Annotated in this window: 13 protein-coding genes; 9 read left to right on the top strand and 4 right to left on the bottom strand. The window is 51.9% G+C overall.

Going from position 1 to position 21,400, the window contains the following annotated elements:
- Nucleotides 1–8 precede the first annotated feature (8 nt).
- The 3 genes from P40081_RS36890 to P40081_RS36885 form a co-directional block, all read right to left on the bottom strand.
- Nucleotides 9–2,153 carry a putative bifunctional diguanylate cyclase/phosphodiesterase gene (locus tag P40081_RS36890; RefSeq protein WP_052422147.1) on the bottom strand — a complete coding sequence of 715 codons (2,145 nt, stop codon included), beginning with the start codon at nucleotides 2,151–2,153 and terminating at the stop codon, nucleotides 9–11.
- Between the two features lie 258 nt (nucleotides 2,154–2,411).
- Nucleotides 2,412–3,035 (bottom strand): acetate uptake transporter, encoded by a 624-nt coding sequence (locus P40081_RS34165; RefSeq protein WP_042140313.1) that lies wholly within the window; start codon nucleotides 3,033–3,035, stop codon nucleotides 2,412–2,414.
- A gap of 120 nt (nucleotides 3,036–3,155) precedes the next feature.
- On the bottom strand, nucleotides 3,156–5,522 hold the full coding sequence (locus P40081_RS36885; RefSeq protein ID WP_052422146.1) for a bifunctional diguanylate cyclase/phosphodiesterase: 2,367 nt from the start codon (nucleotides 5,520–5,522) through the stop codon (nucleotides 3,156–3,158).
- Between the two features lie 172 nt (nucleotides 5,523–5,694).
- On the opposite strand from P40081_RS36885, the gene P40081_RS34155 reads away from it, so the two are divergent.
- From P40081_RS34155 to P40081_RS34140, 4 genes are all read left to right on the top strand, one after another.
- The gene (locus P40081_RS34155) at nucleotides 5,695–6,615 is read left to right on the top strand and encodes a prenyltransferase (protein WP_231575246.1); all 921 of its coding nucleotides are present in this window, start codon (nucleotides 5,695–5,697) and stop codon (nucleotides 6,613–6,615) included.
- Nucleotides 6,616–6,653: 38 nt separating this feature from the next.
- The gene (locus P40081_RS34150) at nucleotides 6,654–7,427 is read left to right on the top strand and encodes a DUF6081 family protein (protein ID WP_042140312.1); all 774 of its coding nucleotides are present in this window, start codon (nucleotides 6,654–6,656) and stop codon (nucleotides 7,425–7,427) included.
- Nucleotides 7,428–7,460: 33 nt separating this feature from the next.
- Nucleotides 7,461–8,420, top strand: coding sequence for a 1,4-dihydroxy-2-naphthoate polyprenyltransferase (locus P40081_RS34145; RefSeq protein ID WP_042140311.1), 960 nt, complete (start codon nucleotides 7,461–7,463; stop codon nucleotides 8,418–8,420).
- Between the two features lie 74 nt (nucleotides 8,421–8,494).
- Nucleotides 8,495–9,493 carry a Gfo/Idh/MocA family protein gene (locus P40081_RS34140; protein ID WP_042140310.1) on the top strand — a complete coding sequence of 333 codons (999 nt, stop codon included), beginning with the start codon at nucleotides 8,495–8,497 and terminating at the stop codon, nucleotides 9,491–9,493.
- A 471-nt stretch (nucleotides 9,494–9,964) separates the two neighbouring features.
- On the opposite strand, the gene P40081_RS34135 is transcribed toward P40081_RS34140, so the two are convergent.
- Nucleotides 9,965–11,332 (bottom strand): dicarboxylate/amino acid:cation symporter, encoded by a 1,368-nt coding sequence (locus P40081_RS34135; RefSeq protein ID WP_171720733.1) that lies wholly within the window; start codon nucleotides 11,330–11,332, stop codon nucleotides 9,965–9,967.
- Nucleotides 11,333–11,772: 440 nt separating this feature from the next.
- Between P40081_RS34135 and P40081_RS34130 the strand changes: the two genes are divergently transcribed.
- The 5 genes from P40081_RS34130 to P40081_RS34110 all read left to right on the top strand — a co-directional run bounded on the left by P40081_RS34130 (nucleotide 11,773) and on the right by P40081_RS34110 (nucleotide 21,377).
- Nucleotides 11,773–12,615 (top strand): hypothetical protein, encoded by an 843-nt coding sequence (locus P40081_RS34130; protein WP_052422145.1) that lies wholly within the window; start codon nucleotides 11,773–11,775, stop codon nucleotides 12,613–12,615.
- A gap of 77 nt (nucleotides 12,616–12,692) precedes the next feature.
- Complete coding sequence (locus P40081_RS34125) at nucleotides 12,693–16,421, top strand: S-layer homology domain-containing protein (protein WP_042140309.1); 3,729 nt, start codon at nucleotides 12,693–12,695, stop codon at nucleotides 16,419–16,421.
- A gap of 307 nt (nucleotides 16,422–16,728) precedes the next feature.
- Nucleotides 16,729–17,484 carry an ABC transporter ATP-binding protein gene (locus P40081_RS34120; protein WP_231575454.1) on the top strand — a complete coding sequence of 252 codons (756 nt, stop codon included), beginning with the start codon at nucleotides 16,729–16,731 and terminating at the stop codon, nucleotides 17,482–17,484.
- Nucleotides 17,477–19,141 carry a hypothetical protein gene (locus tag P40081_RS34115; RefSeq protein ID WP_042140307.1) on the top strand — a complete coding sequence of 555 codons (1,665 nt, stop codon included), beginning with the start codon at nucleotides 17,477–17,479 and terminating at the stop codon, nucleotides 19,139–19,141. Before P40081_RS34120 ends, P40081_RS34115 begins: the two co-directional genes overlap by 8 nt.
- Before the next feature lie 226 nt (nucleotides 19,142–19,367).
- Entirely contained in the window at nucleotides 19,368–21,377 is a 2,010-nt protein-coding gene (locus P40081_RS34110; RefSeq protein ID WP_039305555.1) for a putative bifunctional diguanylate cyclase/phosphodiesterase, read from the top strand.
- The last annotated feature ends 23 nt before the right edge of the window (nucleotides 21,378–21,400 follow it).

Raw genomic sequence — 21,400 nt, 5'->3', positions numbered from 1 at the left:
TCCTCCGTTTATGAAGCCAGCTTGCGGATTTCGTCGGCAGGCAGCGGAGGGAAGAACAGGAATCCCTGGATATGCGGGCAATCATGCTTCACCAGGAAGGCGAGCTGCTCCGGCGTCTCTACCCCTTCGGCAATCAGGTCATAGCCGAGCTGCGAGGCGACGAAGACGATGGATTTGATGATGGTCTCGTCAATGGAGCTGACTCCGATGCCGGTGATGAAGGTGCGGTCAATTTTGATTTTGTTCACGGGAAAATGCTTCAGGTAATTCAGTGAGGAATATTTCGTGCCGAAATCGTCAATGGAAACGATGATTCCGTGATCGCGCATCTGCTGCAGCAGCGGATAGTGTTCTTCCAGCAGTGCGGTACTCTCTGTAATCTCGAATTCCAGCATATCGGTATCCAGTCCGTACTGGTCAAGGACAGAGAGCAGATTCTCGATCAGATTGCGGTTGTAGAACCAGCTGTTGGAGATATTAATCGATGTCCGCAGCAGCGGCATTCCCAGGTTCCGCCACTCGCAGAGCTGGCGGCATACCTCGCGCAGCACCCAGTCGGTGAGCTGGATCATCAGACCGGCCTCTTCCACGGCGGCGATGAAGGTGCCGGGCCCGATCAGACCCTTCTCGGGATGGTTCCAGCGGATCAGCGCCTCCATACCGATCATTTTACCTGTGACGGCATTGATCTGCGGCTGATAATACAGCACGAATTCTTCCCGCTCCAGTGCAGAATGCAAATACTTAGCGATCATCGTCTTCTGCTCCAGCTTCTCGCGCAGCTCCCAGTCGAAGATGAAGAAGTTGGCGTCTTCCTGTGTCTTGGCCTGGTACATGGACATATCCGCGAATTTGAGCAGATCATCCTTATTCTTCGAATGCTCAGGGTACAGGGAGATGCCGATGCTGGTGGACAAGCTGAGATGTGCTCCGGAGATCAGCAGCGTCTGCGAGATTAATAAGCTAATCTGTTCGGCAATCACGGGGATTTGCTCACGCGGCAGGTCAGGGAAGATCATGACGAATTCATCTCCGCCGGTACGCGCGAACAGCTTGAAGGGCAGCTCACCGGATTTCAGCCGGCCGGCCAGTGTCTTAATCACCTGATCCCCTGTAGAGTGCCCAAGCGTATCATTGATTTCCTTAAACCGGTTCAAGTCGAAAAAGAACAAGGTATAAGTCTGAGTCGGGTCAGAGCATTGCAGCAGCCGCTCGAATTCATCCATGAAATAACGCCGGTTCGGAATGTCCGTCAGACTGTCGTAATGCGCGAGCTTCTCGTATAAACGCTTGGAGATGCTCAGATCACGGGTCCGGAGACTGACTACACGCTCCAGCTCACGGTTGAACCGGCTCTGATGCCATGAGACATAGAGAATGAAAGCAATTACAAGCAGGAAGGCAATATCAATCCACAGCACGCTGCGGAACAATTGCCACTTCTTATAGGAAGGCAGGGATATTCCCATCAGCCAATGCTGATTATAGGCCTGAACAGGAACGGTAAGCTGCAGGTCATCAGCATGGGATTCATTGCCAAAGAGGAACGTGTGGTCCTCGGCTGTAACATATATATTGCTGTCCTCGAGTGCAAGCTGGTTCACAATGTTATCAATCTTCACTGTAACCGAGACGATGCCCTCGAAAGAGTTGTCTTTGTAAATAGCTTGCCGGATTACCATTCCATAGCCGCCTTGGGCTAATGTACGGGGCCCGTCTACCGTAATGCCGCGGGAGCGTATCGTTTCTTGGATCATGCCGGGGGAGGCCAGGGAGGCATCCAGCAGCAGGCTTTTGCCCAGAATCGCTGTGTTGCCTTCAAGAGGGTAGAGGTAGCGGATAAGACCGTCAGGAGCGATCATAATGTTCGTGACATGGCTTGAGTTGTTGTTGTGTGCCGTTACCAGATAGTTATTAATGAGTGCGGGATCAGCATCGAAGCCGACCGTTTGAATAAAGGAACTTACGCCTTTGACAATTGCCACTCTCTCCTCAATATTTGAGGCCAGCATGACTGCCTGTGAGGACAGATCGGCCTTCTCAGCCCTGTATTCCCGGTTCACGGACAAGGAATAATAATAGAACAGCGAGAGCTGCAGGACGACTAAGAAGCCGACAATAATCGTTAAAGGCTTTTTATTAATGAAAGCCATGGATTGCCTCCGATACCCGAAAGATTAAAGCAGTAGATTTGCTATTCATAAAAAGCGGTTCCTGCACCGCAGAAAAATGTCGAGATATGTCGTAGGTGTTTCTATAGCATGTCATTTTTATCGTCTTTGCGCAAGGAAAAACCTAACAAACAGCCGTGTAAATTCAAAACGGATAAACACCTTCTGCCCCGAAGGCAGCAAGTATTTATCCGTTGCTCTTAAGATTGGAGCCCAAGTAGCTTGAGCCTGAACCTGTAATTATTTCTTGAAGATGCCCAGCGGTGCGCCGATCGGCAGGAAAGTACGTCCGAAATGAGCATTGAGCACAGATGCGCCGCAGCCGTAGAGCGATACAATTCCGATAGCCATTTCCGCAACGGCAGCCAGCTTGTGGAAGAATTCCGCAGCGACTCCGAAGGCATCCATAGAGAGGCCGAGGAACAGGAAGTCGATGAGAATGAAGATGACCAGCAGGACGCGGTTTGCTTCAACGGCGCCGAGCGTCATGAACAGGGTGAACACGAGATATCCTACAAAAACAAATCCGAGCTGCTTGGGATCAACGCCTTCTGCCAGCACCGTACCGAATACCCCGAGCTTGATCAGCCAGCTTGCGCCCATGCCGAACCAGAAGAATGCATAGGCACCAAAGGCGGTCATGCCAAAGGTGTTGTTGTGCTTGGCATCCTGAATGGATGCGAACAGCTGGGCGAAGGCTCCGAGGAAGATAGCCCATGGAATAGCGTAGCTTAGACCTGTTGTAATTTCGAGCTTTTGTGAAGAAGCGACCAAGGTGACGATAGCCAATCCGAACAAGCCGATGGCGCTGGGGTCGGCGGTGACAATTTTGACGGATTGAGTTGTTTGCGGTTGCGCTGACATAACAATTAAAGCCTCCAATTTTCATAATTGTTCGCATAGGATAACAGCACCCGGAGCGGGTGCTGTTATCAGCTTGCCTATCATATCATATACCCGGTAGCTTGCCTATAAAATTACTGCTTATTTTGACTCCGGAAAGTAATTTTTCTGCGCTAAAAAAGAATAAAGTGCCGTGACCTGAAGAGGCCTGCTAATATAGTATCCCTGCAGCTCGTCACTGCCCAGCGCGCGCAGCATGTCGAACTGCTCCTGATGCTCTATGCCCTCGGAGACGACCCGCAGCCCAAGGTTATGGCTTAGCTCAATAATCGCCTTGACGAGCACATCACCCGGCGGGGCCGGAGACATCTCGGAAACGAAGGAACGGTCAATCTTAATGACATCGACAGGGAAACGGCGCAGATAGCTTAAGGAAGAGAAGCCTGTGCCGAAATCATCAAGCGAGATCCGGAAGCCGTGGGCTCTAAGCTGCTGCAGTGACCGGAAGATGCTGTCCCCGGAGACCAGAACACTCTCTGTGATCTCCAGCTCCAGACTCGAAGCAGGCAGTTCATATTCATGAAGCAGATCGAGCAGCAGTTCGAGGAGGCCGGGCTGCATCAGCTGCAGGGCAGAGATATTAACCGCAGCGGTAACCTCCAGCCCCCGGCTGCGGAATTCACGCATATCGGAGCAGACCTGCCGCAGTACCCAGCCGCCAATGCCGACAATCGAGCCGCTGCTCTCCGCGAGCGGGATGAACTCGGCCGGTGAGATACTTCCGTAGCTCGGACTGGTCCAGCGCAGCAGCGCCTCCACCTTCGATACCTGTAAAGTGCCTGCACCAAGGATAGGCTGATAATGCACCTCGAACTCGTTCGCCACTGCGGCAGAGAGCAGCTGCTGGGCCAGGACCTTCTTGCGCCGGATGCCTGCCTCAAGATCCTCTGAATACAGAAAGATGTTATTGCGGCCTGTCTCCTTGACATGGAACATGGCCAGATCAGCCTGTTTGACCAGATAATCAGCATCTTCACCGTTCTGCGGATAAATACTGATGCCGATACTGGCCGTATTATATAGAAGATGCCCCTTAATATGGTGCGGCATGGAGAGGGCCTCCTGAATCCGCGACAGCTGCGTATGAATGCTCCCGGCATCGGGGACATCGGAGAGCAGAATGGTGAATTCATCCCCGCCAAGCCGGGAGACCACATCGTGTTTGCCGACAACCTGTGAGATCCGGAAGGCCGTCTCCTTCAAGATGGCATCCCCGAAATCATGGCCCAGAGTGTCGTTCACCGTCTTGAAATGATCCAGATCAATAAATACCAGGGCAATCTGCCGGTTGAGTCCTTTGGCCGCGGCGATGGCTTCATTCAGCTTGGCAAAAAAGAGTGAGCGGTTAGGCAGCTGGGTCAACGGGTCCAGCAGGGATTGCTGCCGCAGCTCGTCCTGCACCTGTTCCAGTGAATCGATCATCCGGTTGAATTCAACCTCCACTTCGCCGAATTCATCCCGCCCGGTGCTGGGAATCCGGATAGACAGATCCTTGCTGCTGCCAATAGCTCGGATATTTCTTACCAGTGATGACATCCGGTCCAGAATAAACCGGTTGACGAAGAGCATGCTTGCGGCAAGCAGCAGCAGCATGGAGATGAAATAGAGCATGCGGAAGGTGCTTATGGACTTCAGTCCGCTATTGTAGAGCTGCCGGGGCTCCTTCAGGGAGATGATCAGGCCCGGATCACCGAACAAATCATTCACCGCCGTATGAATCGACATCATACCGTCCGAGACCGGATGGGTCCAGGTCGGCTGGCCTCCGCTCTCCGCAAGCAGCGCAGAGGTGGCGCGGGACACGTGAATAGTGGAGAGGGTGTCCTTCCAGATATGCGAAATCTCTTCCGGGTGTAGCATTCTTCCGGCAACGGCCGTGCCAATCACCGGCTTGTCACTGCTGCTGCCGGCAATGGGCGTGAGTGTGATCAGCATAGGCCCCTTATCCAGAATAACAACGCCGCTCCTGCTCTCTTCGGTTCCGGTGAAAGCAGGCAGACGGCTGTGGATCAGCTTGAAAAGAGTGAGCTGTTCCTGTGTCAGGGGGGTAACATTTCCTAATGCCGGATCGTAGGAGCCGCCATATATTGGACTGCCGTTCAAATCCAGCAGGGCGATCATATCGAAACGGTTGATTTCATAGGTGGTCTGGTCAAAGCTGCTGGGGGTGGGGGCAGTACCGCCGGATAAGGCCGGGCCGGTATTTCTTACGGATTCCATGAACCTGTAGGTTTCATCCCACACGGAGTAATTAAGAAGTCCGGTCTTCATGTCCTGCAGTTCTTCATTATAGGAAGCCACAGCTTTGGTCAAGTTGCGCTGCAGCTGCGCCTCGTCCAGCTTCTCGAAACGGTTAAGCAGAATCATGTGAAGAAGCAGGTAGGTAGCGCCTATTCCGAGCACGGCTACAAAGCCAATGAAGATAAATATTTTTTTGCGGAGTTTCATGGTGTTCCCCTTTAATATTTTAGACTTAATAGGAAATAAGTACCATCTATAATAGTGTACCACGATTAGGGAATATTTTGCAGCGTAAATCTCCCCAAAGTGTCGAAATTTGATGTATAATAATTTAATGATAATTATTATCAAATAATAATTGAAGGAGATAATCCTTGGCATGATGGAAAAATGGACGATTTTTAAGAAAGCCTCACGGTTTGGAGTTATTCCCGTTATGCTCATACCGGTTGTCCTGGGAACGGTCGGGGCATATGTATGGCAGGGAGTATTCCATCCGTTTTTGTTTGTTATAACCTTTGTCGGAGCAGCTGCGGCGCACCTATTCTCCAATATGGTGAATGATTTATGGGACTTCCGCAACGGAACCGACACGGAGGCGCATAATACACCTGAGGCCATCTCTACGAATTCCGGTTTCCTGTCCGGAGGAATGATGCGCGAGTCGCTGTTTGCGCTTCTGACCTGGGGCCTGCTGGCCGTTGCGGTCGCCTGCGGCTTACTGCTTAGCCTGTACAGCGGCTGGGAGATACTATGGTTTGTCGCCGGCGGTGCGCTGATCGCTTATTTCTATGTCGCCCCGCCGCTGCGCTTCGGCTACCGCGGCAAGGGCTACAGTGAGCTTGCGATCTTCCTTGCGTTCGGATTAATGCCTGTTCTGGGCGCCTATTTCGTTCAGACCGGGGAATTCAGCCTGAAGCCTGTCCTGCTGTCTCTGCCGATCGGGCTTCTGACAACGCTACTGCTGTTCAACCACCACTTCCTGCACTGGAGAGCTGACCAGCAGGCCGGCAAGCGTACGCTTGTTGTAGTATGGGGCGAACGCAGAGCATTGATTTTCTCTCATGTACTGCTCTATATCTCATATGCATCCCTTATTGTTTGTGTACTGCTTGATGTACTGCCGGTGTATGCGCTGCTCGCCTTGCTGACGGCCATTGCACCGGTGCATGTCTACCGCAACCTGCAGCCGCAGAATGCATCCGCCGCTTATCTGCCGCTCATGGGCGCCTCACAGCGGGCCTCTGTGCGCTGCGGGATGATCATGGCGGTGGCACTGCTCATTCAGGGACTGGTCTGAAACCGGAATTTACTACATTACAGAAAGCGGGAGAACCCATGGACAAGAACAAACCAATTAGTGAAGAAGTGCAACCGGCGGAGGTCAAACAAACCGTAATCGGAGATTTCCATACCATTCTGACTGAGGGTAAGGTCTGGAGAACCGGCGGCTTCACGCTGCCTGACGGCTCGTTCTGGGCTTACCGTGAACCGGAAGCCGTAGTGATTGTACGTAATGGATATCTGTATGTGCGGGCTCAGCTGAGCCGCCAGAACGACCATGTGCAGATTCTTGATAATGCCAAGCATATGTATTATTCGGCCCAGCCGGTAGAAGTGCCTGAAGAGGGGGAGATCAGCTTCGAGCTGCAGATCCGTGCCCGTACGCAGGGGACAGCGCCGGGCGATCTGTATGACGGCTATGTTTCGCTGAATTTACTTGATTTCACAACAGGTGCTGCGCTCGATTTCTTTGCCGGTAACGATAAATATGCCAGTGTGTATGGAATTCTGCCGTTTCCGGGTGTAACAGTACCCGAGACCGGGGGAACCAAATACTTCTGCATCTTCACAGAGGATACCGGCTTCAAGGCGCGTGAATTCAATACTTACAAAATCACTTACCACCGGGGCAAAAACGAGGCTGTATTCTTTGTGAACGGTCAAGAGGTGCGCCGTGAGCAGAATGTGCCGGTTAAATTCAACAGCTTCACTATCGCTTTGGGCATTATGACCGAGAAGGATCTGACGCCGGAGGGCAGCGTATCCGCACACGGGCAGACGGTAATCGCAGAATGGTCACCGGTGACGGTTACAACCTCTGCAAAGTAACAGTGCGCATCTAACAGATAAGGATGAATGGCCGTGAATATAAAAACCTTCTTCAAGTTTGTCGAGCTGCCAACGAAGGTAGCCAGTATGCTGCCGCTGCTGCTGGGGACACTCTATGCGTTATACCGGTTCGAGGACTTCTATATCCTGCGCTTCGCGCTGATGTTTGTATCGCTCCTCAGCTTCGATATGGCAACAACGGCGATCAATAACTATTATGATTACAAAAAAGCGGCAAAAACCCACGGCTACGGGTATGAAACCCATAATCCCGTCGTCCATTACAAGCTGAAGGAAAGCACGGTGGTGGCGACGATCGTCATTCTTCTTGTACTTGCGGCGGGCGGCGGGATCGCTCTGGTCTCCCAGACGGGACTGATTGTATTTCTGCTCGGCGGATTGTCCTTCCTGATCGGCATCCTGTATTCCTTCGGGCCGATTCCGATCTCGCGGATGCCGCTGGGGGAGCTGTTCTCCGGCCTGTTCATGGGTTTCGTCATTATCTTCATCTCGGCCTACATTCACTCAGATCAGGCGGTGGTGACCCTCCTGCTTCAGGGTAACTGGATCAGTCTGCACATTAATTTCATTGAGGTGCTGTATTTGTTCTGGTTCTCAGTACCGGCCATCCTCGGGATTGCCGGCATCATGCTGGCTAACAACATCTGCGATATTGAGGATGATATGGATAACCGCAGGTATACGCTGCCTGTGTATATCGGACGCAAAAATGCGCTGCTGCTGTTCAAGCTGCTCTACTATGTTTCATTTGTTGATCTGATCGTGCTGGTCCTGCTTGGCATTCATCCGGTACTGGTGCTTCTGCTCTTGCTGACACTGATTCCGCTGCGCCGCAATATCGCGCGGTTCCAGCAGGAGCAGCATAAAGGTACGACCTTCATTCTGTCCGTCAAGAATTTCATGCTCATGAGCGCGGCAAGAATCATAGTGCTGGGTATAGCTGTTATATGGGTCTCCATATGGCCTGCTTAGAGATATACCCGATTCTATGATATTGTGTTTATAGAGTATACGCGGAAGAATTCATATAAGGAAGGTGTATGACTATGACACAGAAGCTTCGTTGGGGAATTATGGGCTGCGCGCAGATCGCCACAGGATCGGTAATGCCGGCCATCCAGCAGTCAGAGACCGGAGTGATTACGGCGATTGCCAGCCGGGGGCTTGAGAAGAGCAGCGCTGCTGCGGCCGAGTTCGGTATTGGGAAGGCTTATGGCAGCTATGAAGAACTGCTGGCCGATCCGGATGTCGATGCGGTCTATATTCCGCTTCCGAATCATCTGCACTATGAATGGGTGATCCGCGCGGCAGAGGCAGGCAAGCATGTCCTGTGCGAGAAGCCGATTGCCCTGGACAGCCGCGAGGCAGCCGGGATGGTGGAGGCTTGCCGGAAGGCGGGAGTTCACTTGGCGGAGGCTTATATGTACCGCCATCATCCGCGGATCACTGAGCTTCAGGAGATCATAGCGGGCGGCGAGATCGGGGAGCTGCGCTCCATCCGCGGCACGTTTACCTATAACGATGCAACGGATACTTCCAATATCCGCTTCAAGTCTGCCTGGGGAGGCGGCTCGCTCTATGATGTCGGCTGCTACCCGCTCACAGCGGCGCGGCTGCTGTTCGGTGCAGAGCCGGAAGCCGTAACTGTGCAGGCGCTCTTCTCACCGGAGCATGATAACGTAGACATGATGGCCTCCGGCCTGGTTGAGTTCTCCGGCGGGCGGAGCCTGATCTTCGATTGCGGCATGTGGGCGTATAACCGCCAGCTGCTGGAGGTGCTTGGCACAGAAGGCCGGATCGAAATCCCGATGCCGTTCAACGCCAGGTTCGACGATGCACAGTTCTTCGTGTATAGCAGCAGCGGAGAGCCCCGGCAGGTGGAAGCCTTCGGAGCCAATCCTTACGTGCAGCAGGCGGATCATTTCGCCACTGCGGTATTCAGCGGCAAGCCCTGGATCGCCGAAGAGGACCCGGTGCTTAATATGAAGCTGATTGAGAGCTGCCTGGAATCTGCCCGGAAACGGGAAAGAATCAGCCTGGTGTAGCCGTCACAGGAGATAGTAAGCTCCCTTCGTGAATAAATATTCTTTCAAGGAGAAACGGATACCATCCCATGGGCGGTATCCGTTTCTGTATGTCTTTATGCTCTAGTGCAACATCAGCACTAAGGAAGTGAATTCATTCAACAAGGCAGCCATGTATGTATTCAGTTCCAAGTGGAGACTCAGTGATAGTTGTATAATGTGCAATTAAAAACAGCGAAAAGGCAGGCGTGCATCTAATAACTGTAGTCTGTACAACTAAATCTGCCCGAATGGTGAGAATAAAGGTTCACACGGCAGTTTAATTGTACGAAGTACAACTAAACCGATAATCGGTTGTAAATCAGACGATTTAGTTGTACAAAGTACAATTAAGCATACCGCATATTACCGCATATATCGTAATCGGGTCACTGCACACAAGTGTTTTTTCACTAGTTTAAATCTGACGCTATCCTATATCTGCTTGAGTACTTATATTGTGTTAAGAAGAATTTCATCCTCGTTATCGCCCCGGTTGAAGGCTTCGCGGTCGAATTCACCTTCAGAGTTGGCGACCAGCAGGGCAGTAACGGCAGTTCCGGTAGCATTGACAGCGGTACGTCCCATATCGATAAGCGCTTCTACTCCTGCAACAATGGCTATCCCCTCCAGCGGCAGGCCGAGTGCCGTTAATACGACGGTTGTTGAGATTACAGCCGGTCCGGGTACTCCTGCTACCCCGATGGAGGAGATGATACTGACCAGCACCAGTGTGACATAGTCGGTTCCGGTAAGCTGAATTCCATAGACCTGAGCCGTAAACACAGCCACAATAGCAGGCCATACGCCCCCGCATCCGTTGAAGTTGACAGAGGCGCCGAGCGGAGCAACGAAGCTGGCAATCCGCGGTGAGACATGCAGACGTTTCGTAATAACCTCAAGATTCACCGGAAGTGTAGCATAGCTGCTTCTGGTGGTGAATGCAACGGTTAGCGTCGGGTAGACCTTGCGGAAGAAGCGGATAGGATTTACTTTGACCACGAGCAGCACGAGTCCGCCAAAGACCAGCACAAAGTGCAGAATCAATGCGACATAAGAGGTTACAATGACACTGCCCAGCTCCTGAAGGGTCTCCCATCCATATCGTGCCGTAATTCCGGCAATCAGCGCGAACACGCCGTAAGGCGTTAACCGGATTACAAATTTGACTACCTGGTGCAGCACCAGGGTCAGGGATTCGATAAGATCGCGTACAGGCTTAACGGCCTCCGGTTTTTTGGAGCCGATTTTGATAATGGCCACCGCCAGGAAGATGGCGAAAATAAGCAGTGGCACAACCTTGCCGGTAGCTGCTTCATTAACGGGATTGGATGGGACGAGATCAAGAATAACCTGTGAGAATGTGGGGATTTCACGGGCGGTGAAGCCCTCCGGCACAGCCTGCTGGATGCCCTTTCCGGGATTGAACAGCAGGGCTACGGATAATCCGATGACCGAAGCAATCCCGGTTGTTCCGAGGAACCAGGCGAAGGTCTTGATTCCGATCTTGCGCAGGTATTCAAGATTTGTTAGTGAGGATATGCTATTGAGCACCAGAATGAATACGAGCGGCACAACGAGCATGCGGATCAGACTGACATAAATACTGCCGAAGGTAGTAATGGCATTGGTTTCGAATTCGAAATATTGAAAAAAGATTCCGGCCAGCAGCCCGATTCCGAGCCCGACCAGGACCCGGGTGCCGAAGCCGACCCGTTTGCGTGCCAGGAAATACAGGATGCCAAACACAAAAATAGAAACCACGAAGCCATACCAGTTTGTCTCAATGGCTGATAATAGATTGTTGTCGATGTTGTTCATTCCCGTTATAGACCCCCTAAGCCTAGTTTTTTGATGTGAATAATGAGATCAAATGTATAGACAAATTTTATGATTGTCAATGTATAAATATGTTAATTTTATTTAATCCGACAAAACAAATAGGATAAATAAAATTTTAATTGACAAGGGATGTCAGTATGAATAATATGGAACTTATCCGCAAGTCATTCAGGAATCGACTGGACTGCCAGAGATTCAACAAAAGCGCATAACCATGCGTTTTGTTGAGTCTCTTTTTTGATTCTAAAAGGGGGGGATAGGATACTGCTGCTGTAAGAGAGCAATTCGTAAGGAGAATCGACTGGACCGCCAGAGATTCAATGAGCACGCGAGCAGTGTGTCTTGTTGAGTCTTTTTGTGATGAGTAATTGAGTTCCCCAAAAACTGCCTAGGGCGAAGTGAAAGGAAGGGTTACCTCTATGAAAAAGCTTACTATATCCGTAATTACTGCAGCCGTAGTGTTCTCAGTACTGACATATGCGGCAGTATCAGCCAAGCAGAACAACAAGGCTGAAGCAGCCGCAAAACCCCTAGTTGTGGAAGTGGCAGCTGCTGCAGGCACAATCACAAATGTTGTGGAAACCCCGGCGCCAGCTGATACTGCTGCAGCCCCTGCAGCAGAGCCTGTTAAGCCTGAAGCGGCAGCTGCTGCAACAACAGACACGGCTGAGACGGCAGCCGCGCCGATTGTTGCAGCCCCTGCAGCAGCCTCTGCCGCACCGGCTTCAGTGAATTCCGCACCTGAGGCCGGCAAGACGGCTTCGGCAGCATCCGCCGGGACGGCAGAGGTTGTCCAAGCCGAAGCCAAGGCGACTGCTGCTCCTGCGGCTAAAGAGACACAGCCGCAGGCTACAGCCAAGACGGCAGCCGCTGCTGTAGCTGCCCAAGCCCAAACGGCTGCGGCTCCCAAAGCAACTGCCGCTCCGCAGGCAACTGCCGCTCCGCAGACGGCATCCGCGCCGAAGACTGAGACTGTGCAACCATCTGCCGCACCAGTTAAAACGGCCGCCCCGGCTCCGGCCGCTCCAGCGCCGGCACAGGCCACCGAACAGCCCGCTCCGAAGAAGGTGACGTTCTCTACAACCGAGGTGGTCAAAGCGAGTGCAAGCGCCCCGGCCTCAGCCCCGGCTGCCAGCACATCCTCATCGCAAGCCTCCGGCAATTCCGCATCTCAAGCTGCTGATACCTCAGCCCCGGCGCCTGCTGTGAGCAATCCTGCTCCTGCCCCTGCCCCGGCTGCTGTAGAGGAAGTTTGCCCTTAAGATTTTCGCGTCTTACTAACTGACGGGCAGGCTGGTATTGCAAAGTACAGAAAAAAGATAAAGTTGAGGTGCAACTAATGAAAACACAGCAAAAACTTAATAAAATCCTCGCACCGCTGCTGGCGTCTGCTCTCCTTGTCTTGCCGGGTATCCCCGGCAAGGCGGCTGCAGAGCCAATCCTGCCAGCGGGCGGCGCTGGAGCAGTCAGCACATATAATTATTTTTATGAGAATTATCCAAAGCTGAATGACCGTAACCATGTATATAAGACGGCTACATATGAAGATATCGCCAATCTGTTTGAGAGTGAGGGTACCTATGCCGTACTGGTTGGCGGTACTTGGAGCGGGAACACACAGGCGGATATCGGATTTATTAATGAGGTTGCCAAGGAAACAGGCATTAATGTGCCGGTGATCTATAATTTTGATACCAGGCTGGACGGGGCCACTCTTGATATTGCAGACAGCAATAATCCGTATGCCTATAAATATGTGGATCTGGTCAATAAGTATTTGAAGAATCTTTCGCTGTATGACAAGGCAGACCCGCAGCACAATGTCAGTTATGTGAATGCGGCCGGCGAGACGGTTACTGCCAACAAGATTGATTCCCCATTCCTGTTCTTGTACAACAAGGATCATAAGGATGCGCAGGGCAACAGCGCGCCTGTTGTTTCTTACCTGAAGGACGGAAAGTCCTGGGAGCAATTCCTGACAGACGGCCAGCTTGACTCAGCCAAGGTCAATGATTATAAGGCCTCTGTGCGTCAGGTGTTTGAAGCAGCCTCCGCCTATAGTGTGATTAATGAGTCCGAGTATATTAAAACAGCGTTCAACCGCAACTATGCCGGAGAGAACAACGGGAATATTATTTTTACTCCGGAGGATAAGGACCTTGTGCTGGAGCATGTAACCTATCATCAGCTGCAGCAGATTTTGGCCAGTGACGGGAACTATGCACTGCTGTTCGGGGGCTCATGGTGCCCGAATACCCAGGCCATCATCAAATATATTAATGAACAGGCGATAGCCCATAACATAAGCAAGATCTATTTCTTTGATACGAAGCTTGATGCGGGTCTGACGGTAGCGGAGTCCGGCAATAACACCGGAACAAGCGGGCGGGCCAACCCTCATAATAACAATGAGCTGCAGATCAGAACGAGCAATCATCCGTATGCCAATCTGTATGTTGATCTGGTTAATACCTACCTTACCAATATCAAGACAGAGAACAATCAGGCAGCTAAGCCCTCTGTGATCAGCTATGTGAATGATCTGAACGAAACGGTCACCGGCGACAGACTTCAGGTGCCGTATCTCTTTACTTACAACAAAGATAACAAGGATGCTGCCGGAGAAAGCGCCCCTATTCTTGGGCATGTGGAGCTGATGTACTCCTGGACGAATATCCAGCCGGAGTATGTAAGCAGCGGATATTCCGATGGTGCCAGATATACTAATGCAATCCAGGCTTTAAACACGCTGTATTCCAGATTAGAGGCTGTGCCTGCAGGGCTGTATGGAAGTGCAGACGGCACCATCAGAGGAGCCAATGACCAGCTGGAATACAAGTACAAGACTGTACAGGATTCGGTCTATGAATATCAGCCGGCCGCAGGTGATACCATTTCTGGCCTGGTTCCGGGGACTTACCTGGTACGGTATAAAGCGACTACGGGTTCGCAGGGACCTATCATTAAACCTGCAGGAACCACTGTTATACCTTATGCTGCGGGAGAAGCAGTAGAGGTTGTTGTACCGCTGCCCGGAGAGCAGGCAGCCCCGGCAGGGTTGAAGGGACTCCCGCCGACCTCCGCAGCGAATACGGATGGGCAGATCAGCGGTGCAAGAGGGGCGCTGAGTACTGAGGAGCTGCAATTGCTGGAGTACAAGCTGACAACGGTAACGGAATATACGTATGCCAAGGATATACCTCCTATCCATCTTACACCTGGTAGCTATCAGGTAAGATATATTGCCCAGGAAGAGATTCCGGCAAGCCCTGAGGCGAATATTACAATTCCTGCCTTCACGGAGAGACAGGCGGCACCTGCCGGACTTACGGGAGTGAAGCCGACAACCTGGGAGAACAAGGACGGGAAGATCACAGGCACTACCGGTCAATTACAGATCAAGCTGTCCACGGTTACTGCCTATGTCTATGCGGGAGAGGGAGAAACCACGGGCTTAATCCCGGGAGTGTACGATCTGAGATATCCGGCAAAAGAAGGCTACACAGCCAGTCCGGTAGCAAAAGTGGTGGTTCCGGGCAATATTCAGGAACAGGCAGCCCCAACCGGCCTTAAAGGTGTTGCCCCAACCTCATCCGAGAATAAGAACGGAGCCATTACGGGCACCACCACAGCGCTTGAATATAAGTTGTCCACGGCCTCTGCGTACACACCGGCCCCGGACAAGGAAATTACGGGCTTGTCCGCCGGAACCTATAATGTCAGAGCAGCGGCTAAGCTCGGCTACAAGGCAAGCCCGGATACCAGTGTTGTCGTACCGGCATATGCACCGGCAACCGGTTCGAATAGTGGAGGAGGGGGCAATGGCGGCGCAGCTCCGGTTGTGCCGGTAGCTAGCGCCAGTCCGGCCCCATCCCCATCTGCTACGACATCCGGGGATACCGTAACTGTAGTGGCGGCCGCCACTGCTACAACGGATACAGCTACAGGCGTAACAACAGCTTCTATTTCTGCCGAAGCCGCTGCAGGCCTTGTGAACAGTGCCAAGGCTGCAGAAGCCGCAGGCAAGAAGGCTGTCCTGGAAATCAGCGTTGCCGCAGATGCCAATACCAAGACAGCGGAGCTCAGCATTCCACGAAGTGCATTTAATGAAGCAGCCTCTGCCACGAATGCCAGTCTTAAGATTAATATTCTGAACGTCGGGCAGATTACGTTCGATTCTACTGCTGTAGCCGGCATCAGTGCTGCTGCGGATAGCGGGGCAATACTCATTAGAATTGCCAAGGTGTCTTTAACTGAGGAAGGCAAATCAGTACTTGGAGACAGACCGGTATATGATCTGACTGTACGGGCAGGAGATAGCGAGGTGTCTGTCTTCGGCGGCGGGAAGGTGCACATCAGTCTTCCTTATACACCGCTGGCGGGTGAACAGGCACATTCTATTATCGTATATAACATCAACAAGGAAGGCGGCCTGGATGTTGTTCAGGGCAAGTACAAGGCAGCTACCGCAGCAGTCGAATTTGTGACCACTCATTTCTCGCAATATATCATTGCCTACAATAAGGTTGCATTTGCTGACATTGCTGATACTGCCTGGTACAACAATGCTGTAAGCTTCCTGGCAGCCAGAGGCATCACTTCCGGCACGGACAATAGCAGCTACAGTCCGAACGCCTTAGTAACCAGAGGACAATTCATTGTCCTGCTGCTCAAGGCCTACGGAATAGCACCGGACAGCAACGGAGCAAACTTTACAGATGCAGGAACAGCCTATTATTCCGGCTATCTGGCTGCTGCCAAGAGTCTGGGAATTGCTACGGGCTCCGGGGATAACCAGTTCAAGCCGGATAACCAGATTACACGGCAGGAGCTGTTTACCCTGCTGTACCGTGCGCTGAATGTTCTGGGTCAGCTGCCGGACTCCACGACAGATCTGGCGCTCTCCACCTACAGCGATGCGCCGCAGGTTGCCGGCTACGCACAAGAAGCTCTGCAGGCTCTGGTGCAGCGCGGTGTAGTAGAAGGTGACAACGGCAGAATTCATCCTTTGGAATTCTCCACACGGGCTGAGGCGGCACAGGTGATCTACAACCTGCTTGCCCGGTAAATGATAGGATAACATTTTCTCTAAGGGCGGCCAGAGGGCTGCTCTTAGAGAAAATATAAGAATTGATATGTTTTCTCTGCAAAGTATCTGTATCATCATCGAAGCTTAAGCCCCACTTTGTGGGGTTATTTGACGTTTACCCCTACACTGCACTTGTTGCGATAACTCATAGGTAACTGGTGTTAAAATTTGCTAAAATAGGGATAACAGCTAAAACGTAATATGAAGATGATGGATGTGCATGCCGAAGGGAGAGAGGGTAGTGGGTAATACAGAAGAACCGGTCATTTCAATTGAAGGACTATGGATGAATTACAGTGACAGAATGGTGCTGCGGGGAATTGACCTGGAGGTATACCGGGGACAGATTATCGGGTACATCGGACCCAATGGCGCCGGCAAAAGTACCACGGTCAAGATCATGCTGGGGCTCGTGGAGGGCTATAGCGGGTCGGTGCGTATTTTTGGCAGAGATATCTCAGACGGGGACACGGCCTACAAAAGAAGAATCGGCTATGTGCCGGAGGTGGCAGAGCTGTATGACAGCCTGTCAGCCCGGGAATATCTTACGTTTATCGGAGAGCTGTATGGCATGAAGAAGGCGGATGCTGAGCTCAAGGCGGAGAAGCTGATGGGACTGCTGAACCTGAATAAGGCCTACGATATGCGGATTGCCTCCTACTCCAAAGGGATGAAGCAGAAGGTGCTGCTGATTGCCAGCATGCTGCATGACCCGGATATTCTGTTCCTGGACGAGCCGCTCAGCGGTCTGGATGCCAACAGTGTAATGGTGGTGAAGGAGATTTTTGCAACACTTGCGGCCAGGGGCAAAACAATCTTTTATTCCTCGCATATTATGGACGTGGTGGAGAAGATCAGCAGCCGGATTATTCTGCTGGACGGGGGCGATATCGTTGCGGACGGAACCTTCGCACAGCTGCGGGAGCAGAGCCGGGAGGGCTCGCTTGAGGAGATTTTCAATCAGCTGACCGGATTTGACAAGTACAGGGATATCGCCAGTGAGTTCGTTGCTGTGATTGGAGAGGGTGCGCCGCATGCGTGATTTCTTTGTATTGAAGCTGCTGGACCGGATGCAATGGATATTTAAGGCGCTCGGAGCCGATTATGCCGTACTGCGCCGCATTCTTCAGGTTAAGCTCACGATGGACGGCCGGCGGACACCAACGATATTCTCGGGAACGCAGGAACCCAAGCTGAATATGGAAGGCTCTCCGTTCCGGGTACAGTGGCTGTATCTGCTGCTCGGGCTGATGCTGATCGCGCTGGTTGCACCTGCAGACAATTATATTCTGACCATGAGCCTGATGTTCAGCATAGTGATGTTCATGATCACAACGACGCTGATATCGGATTTCTCGACAGTCATGCTGGATTTGCGGGACAAAAACATTCTCTTCTCCAAGCCGGTGGACCGCCGGACGCTAAACATGGCCAAAAGCATACATATTCTGATCTATCTGCTCACGTTGACCCTGACCTTCACCGGCCCCTCGCTTCTGTTCTCGTTATTCCGGCACGGAGCGCTGTTCTTCTTCCTGTATGCTGCGGAGATCATCCTGATGGACGGCTTCATTCTGGTGTTTACTGCGCTGGTCTATCTGCTGATTTTAAGGTTTTTTGACGGTGAAAAGCTTAAGGACATCATCAATTATGTGCAGATTATTCTGTCAGTTGGCGTAACTGTCGGTGCTCAGCTCGTATCGCGCCTGTTCAATATCACAGAGTTCGGCCTGAATTTCACTCCTGCCTGGTGGCACTTCGCGCTGCCTCCCGTCTGGTTCGGGGCTCCGTTTGAGCTGCTGGTTGGGGGAGCGGAAGGCAGGCATCTAACTATCCTGGCCGTACTCGCTCTCGCAGCTCCTGTCGTGTTGTTTGCAACCTATATCCGGCTGATGCCGCTGTTTGAACGCAGTCTCCAGAAGCTGGCTGAACAAGGCGCTTCAGGACAGGGCACCGGGCGGATATCCCGCAGGCTGTCAGAGATAACATGCCGCAACAAGGTAGAGGCGATGTTCTTCCGTTTCACCTGGTCGATGATGAAGCATGAGCGCGAATTCAAGCTTAGGGTATATCCAACTGTAGGCTTGTCCCTCGTGCTGCCCTTTATCTTTATCTTCAATCAGGTGTGGAGCGGGGACCTGGCAGCCATCAGAGGCTCCAGATCGTTTCTGTTTATCTATTACAGTGCTCTCCTGATGATGACGGCGGTACAGATGCTCCGCTACTCCACCAGCTACAAAGGCGCATGGATCTATAAAGTAATCCCCTTGCCGGGAACGGCTATGGTATACCGCGGGATGCTGAAGGCAGTGGTGCTTAAGCTGCTGGTGCCTTTGTTTACTCTGGAGGCCGCCGTATTCATCGGCTTGTTCGGGTCCTGGATTATTGCTGATATGGCCGCCGTATTGCTTGCGTTGCTGCTGTATTCGGTGCTGTGCTTTCTTCTGTTCCCCAGGGCGCTGCCGTTCTCGGAGAAATATGAGGCAGCGCGGCGGAAGGAATTCACCGGCAGTGCTTTTGTGCAGCTGTTTGTTCTGGCGGGACTGGCCGGGATACATTATGTGTTCACCTTAATTCCCGCGGGAATATACATCTATCTGGTAATTCTGGCAGCTGCAAATGCCTGGATATGGCACCGGGCCTTCCTGCCGGAGGATTCGGGCAGCAGCCGGCTTCCAACCCTCCGCGCGGGGGGCTGACGCCAAATATGGACATTTTTTGCCGACACTAAAAAAAGGGTCTAAGTTCCAGTATTTACTTAGACAGTCTGCCAAATACAAGGTAAAATACAGCTAAAGTTATATTTCAGGGATCGCCTATAATCTCTATGCACTCTTCCATTCATCTACTATTCGTATATTGATTTTTAACTTGAGATTAACACTGCAAATGACGATGATAATAAAACCGGTGAAGAGGTCAACTATGGATCAAATGGGAATCCACTATAATATTTGGATTGTTTTACTATCTTTTGCGCTTGCTGCAACAGCGGCATACTCTGCGCTTAATCTGATTTCGCAGGTTTCCCATTCCACTGGCCGGGTCAGGCGTCTCTGGCTGCTCTCTGGTGCCTGCGTGCTGGGAAGCGGAATTTGGGCCATGCATTTTGTAGGCATTATGGCCAGCCATCTCCCTTTCAAGGTCAGCTACCATCCGGGTACAGCCGTTCTGTCCCTGCTCGTCAGTATGTTGTCCTGTTATGCGGCACTCCAGATAGCGACGGCTTCCCGCCAGAGAATGTGGCGGTTTCTTATTGGGGGTGTCATACTGGGCGGCGGCATCTCACTCATGCATTATATCGGAATGTCCTCCATAGAGATGGAGGCAAAGGTTCATTACGAAATTAAGGACCAGGCCTTGTCCGTTCTGATTGCTCTGCTGGCCTCCTACATCGGAGTATTTATGTTTCGCAAATTCAAGGATTATAGAGGCTATAGCCGCTGGAGGCTGTATTCGGCGCTGTTCATCGCCCTTGCGGTTACCGGAATGCATTATACCAGTCTGACAACAAGCCATCTGCAGTATGACAACTGGCTGGGCACGAAACCTGTACTCATGGAGGCAGATGTCATTCTGCTGACCGGCATTTCGCTGGTTACCCTGTTTATGCTGGCACTCTCCGGCGGAGCTGTTTTTCTGGACAGGCATGTGCTGGAGCGTATGGCTTACCATGATCCGCTTACTGAACTACCGAACCGGCATGGACTGGAGCGTTATTTCAAGGATGATTTCTTCGGAGGTATCTCGGGAGCCGTGTTCTTCGTCGACCTGGACCGCTTCAAATCCATTAATGATACGCTCGGACATGATATCGGCGACCTGCTGCTGCGGGAAGTATCCGAACGGCTGACTCGCTGTGTGGGCGGGAAGGGCAAGGTCTTCCGGCTGGGCGGCGATGAATTCCTGATTGCCCTGCCCGATTGTACGATTGGAGCAGCGGAGGAAGAAGCGCAGCATATTCTGCAGGAGCTTAAGAAGTCTTATAGCATCGAAGGCAATGAGCTGTATGTAACGGCCAGTGTAGGGATCAGCATGACTCCCGCCCATGGAACGGACCGTTCGGCGCTAATGAAGGCTGCAGATACAGCGCTGTATACCTCCAAGGACTCGGGCAAGAACAAGTTCAGTGTGTTCGATCTGGAAATGAACCGCCATCAGGTACGGCGGATGTCGCTGGAGAAGGATCTGCGCAAGGCGCTGGCCCGCTCGGAGTTCATGGTTGTCTATCAGCCCAAGTGGGATTCACTCATGAATGTTACCGTAGGTCTTGAAGCGCTGCTGCGCTGGAGACATCCGGAGCACGGAATCATCTCTCCGGCTGAATTCATTCCGATTGCCGAGGAGACAGGTCTGATTGTGCCGATTACCTACTGGATGCTGCATGATGTATGCGGACAGAATATGCTCTGGCATAAGGCGAAGGTGGCGAATGTAGCAGTTTCGATCAACATGTCGGCCCGGATGTTTGAGAACGGCAGTCTGTACGATGTGGTGGAAGAAGCGCTGTCGCGTGCTGGCCTGGAGCCGCATTTCCTTGAGCTTGAGATTACAGAGTCCATTGCGATGAACAACATGGAAGAAACGGTTGCCCAGCTCTCCAAGCTGCGGAATCTCGGAGTAAGAGTCTCGCTGGATGATTTCGGGACAGGCTTCTCTTCCCTGGGCAATCTGGATGAGATTCCGGTCAATACACTGAAGATTGATCAGGTATTCATCCGTAAGAGCAAGATGCACTCCAAGAAAGCAATTATCAGTAATATCATTGCCATAGCCAGCAATCTCAATATGGAGGTTGTTGCCGAAGGCGTAGAGACTACAGAGCAGATTGAACTGCTGCAATCCCTGGGCTGCAGAGTGATGCAGGGCTTCTACTACGGCCGGCCCATGCCGGTCAATGAACTGGGCCAATGGTTCATAGAGAATACGGCATAATGCATGCAGATTCATTCGAAATA

It is taken from the genome of Paenibacillus sp. FSL P4-0081, from assembly GCF_000758565.1.
GTDB classification, from domain to species: Bacteria; Bacillota; Bacilli; order Paenibacillales; family Paenibacillaceae; genus Paenibacillus_AQ; species Paenibacillus_AQ phytohabitans.
The sequence above is the reverse complement of the archived record's forward strand: the minus strand, read 5'-3'. Positions and strand labels throughout refer to the sequence as shown.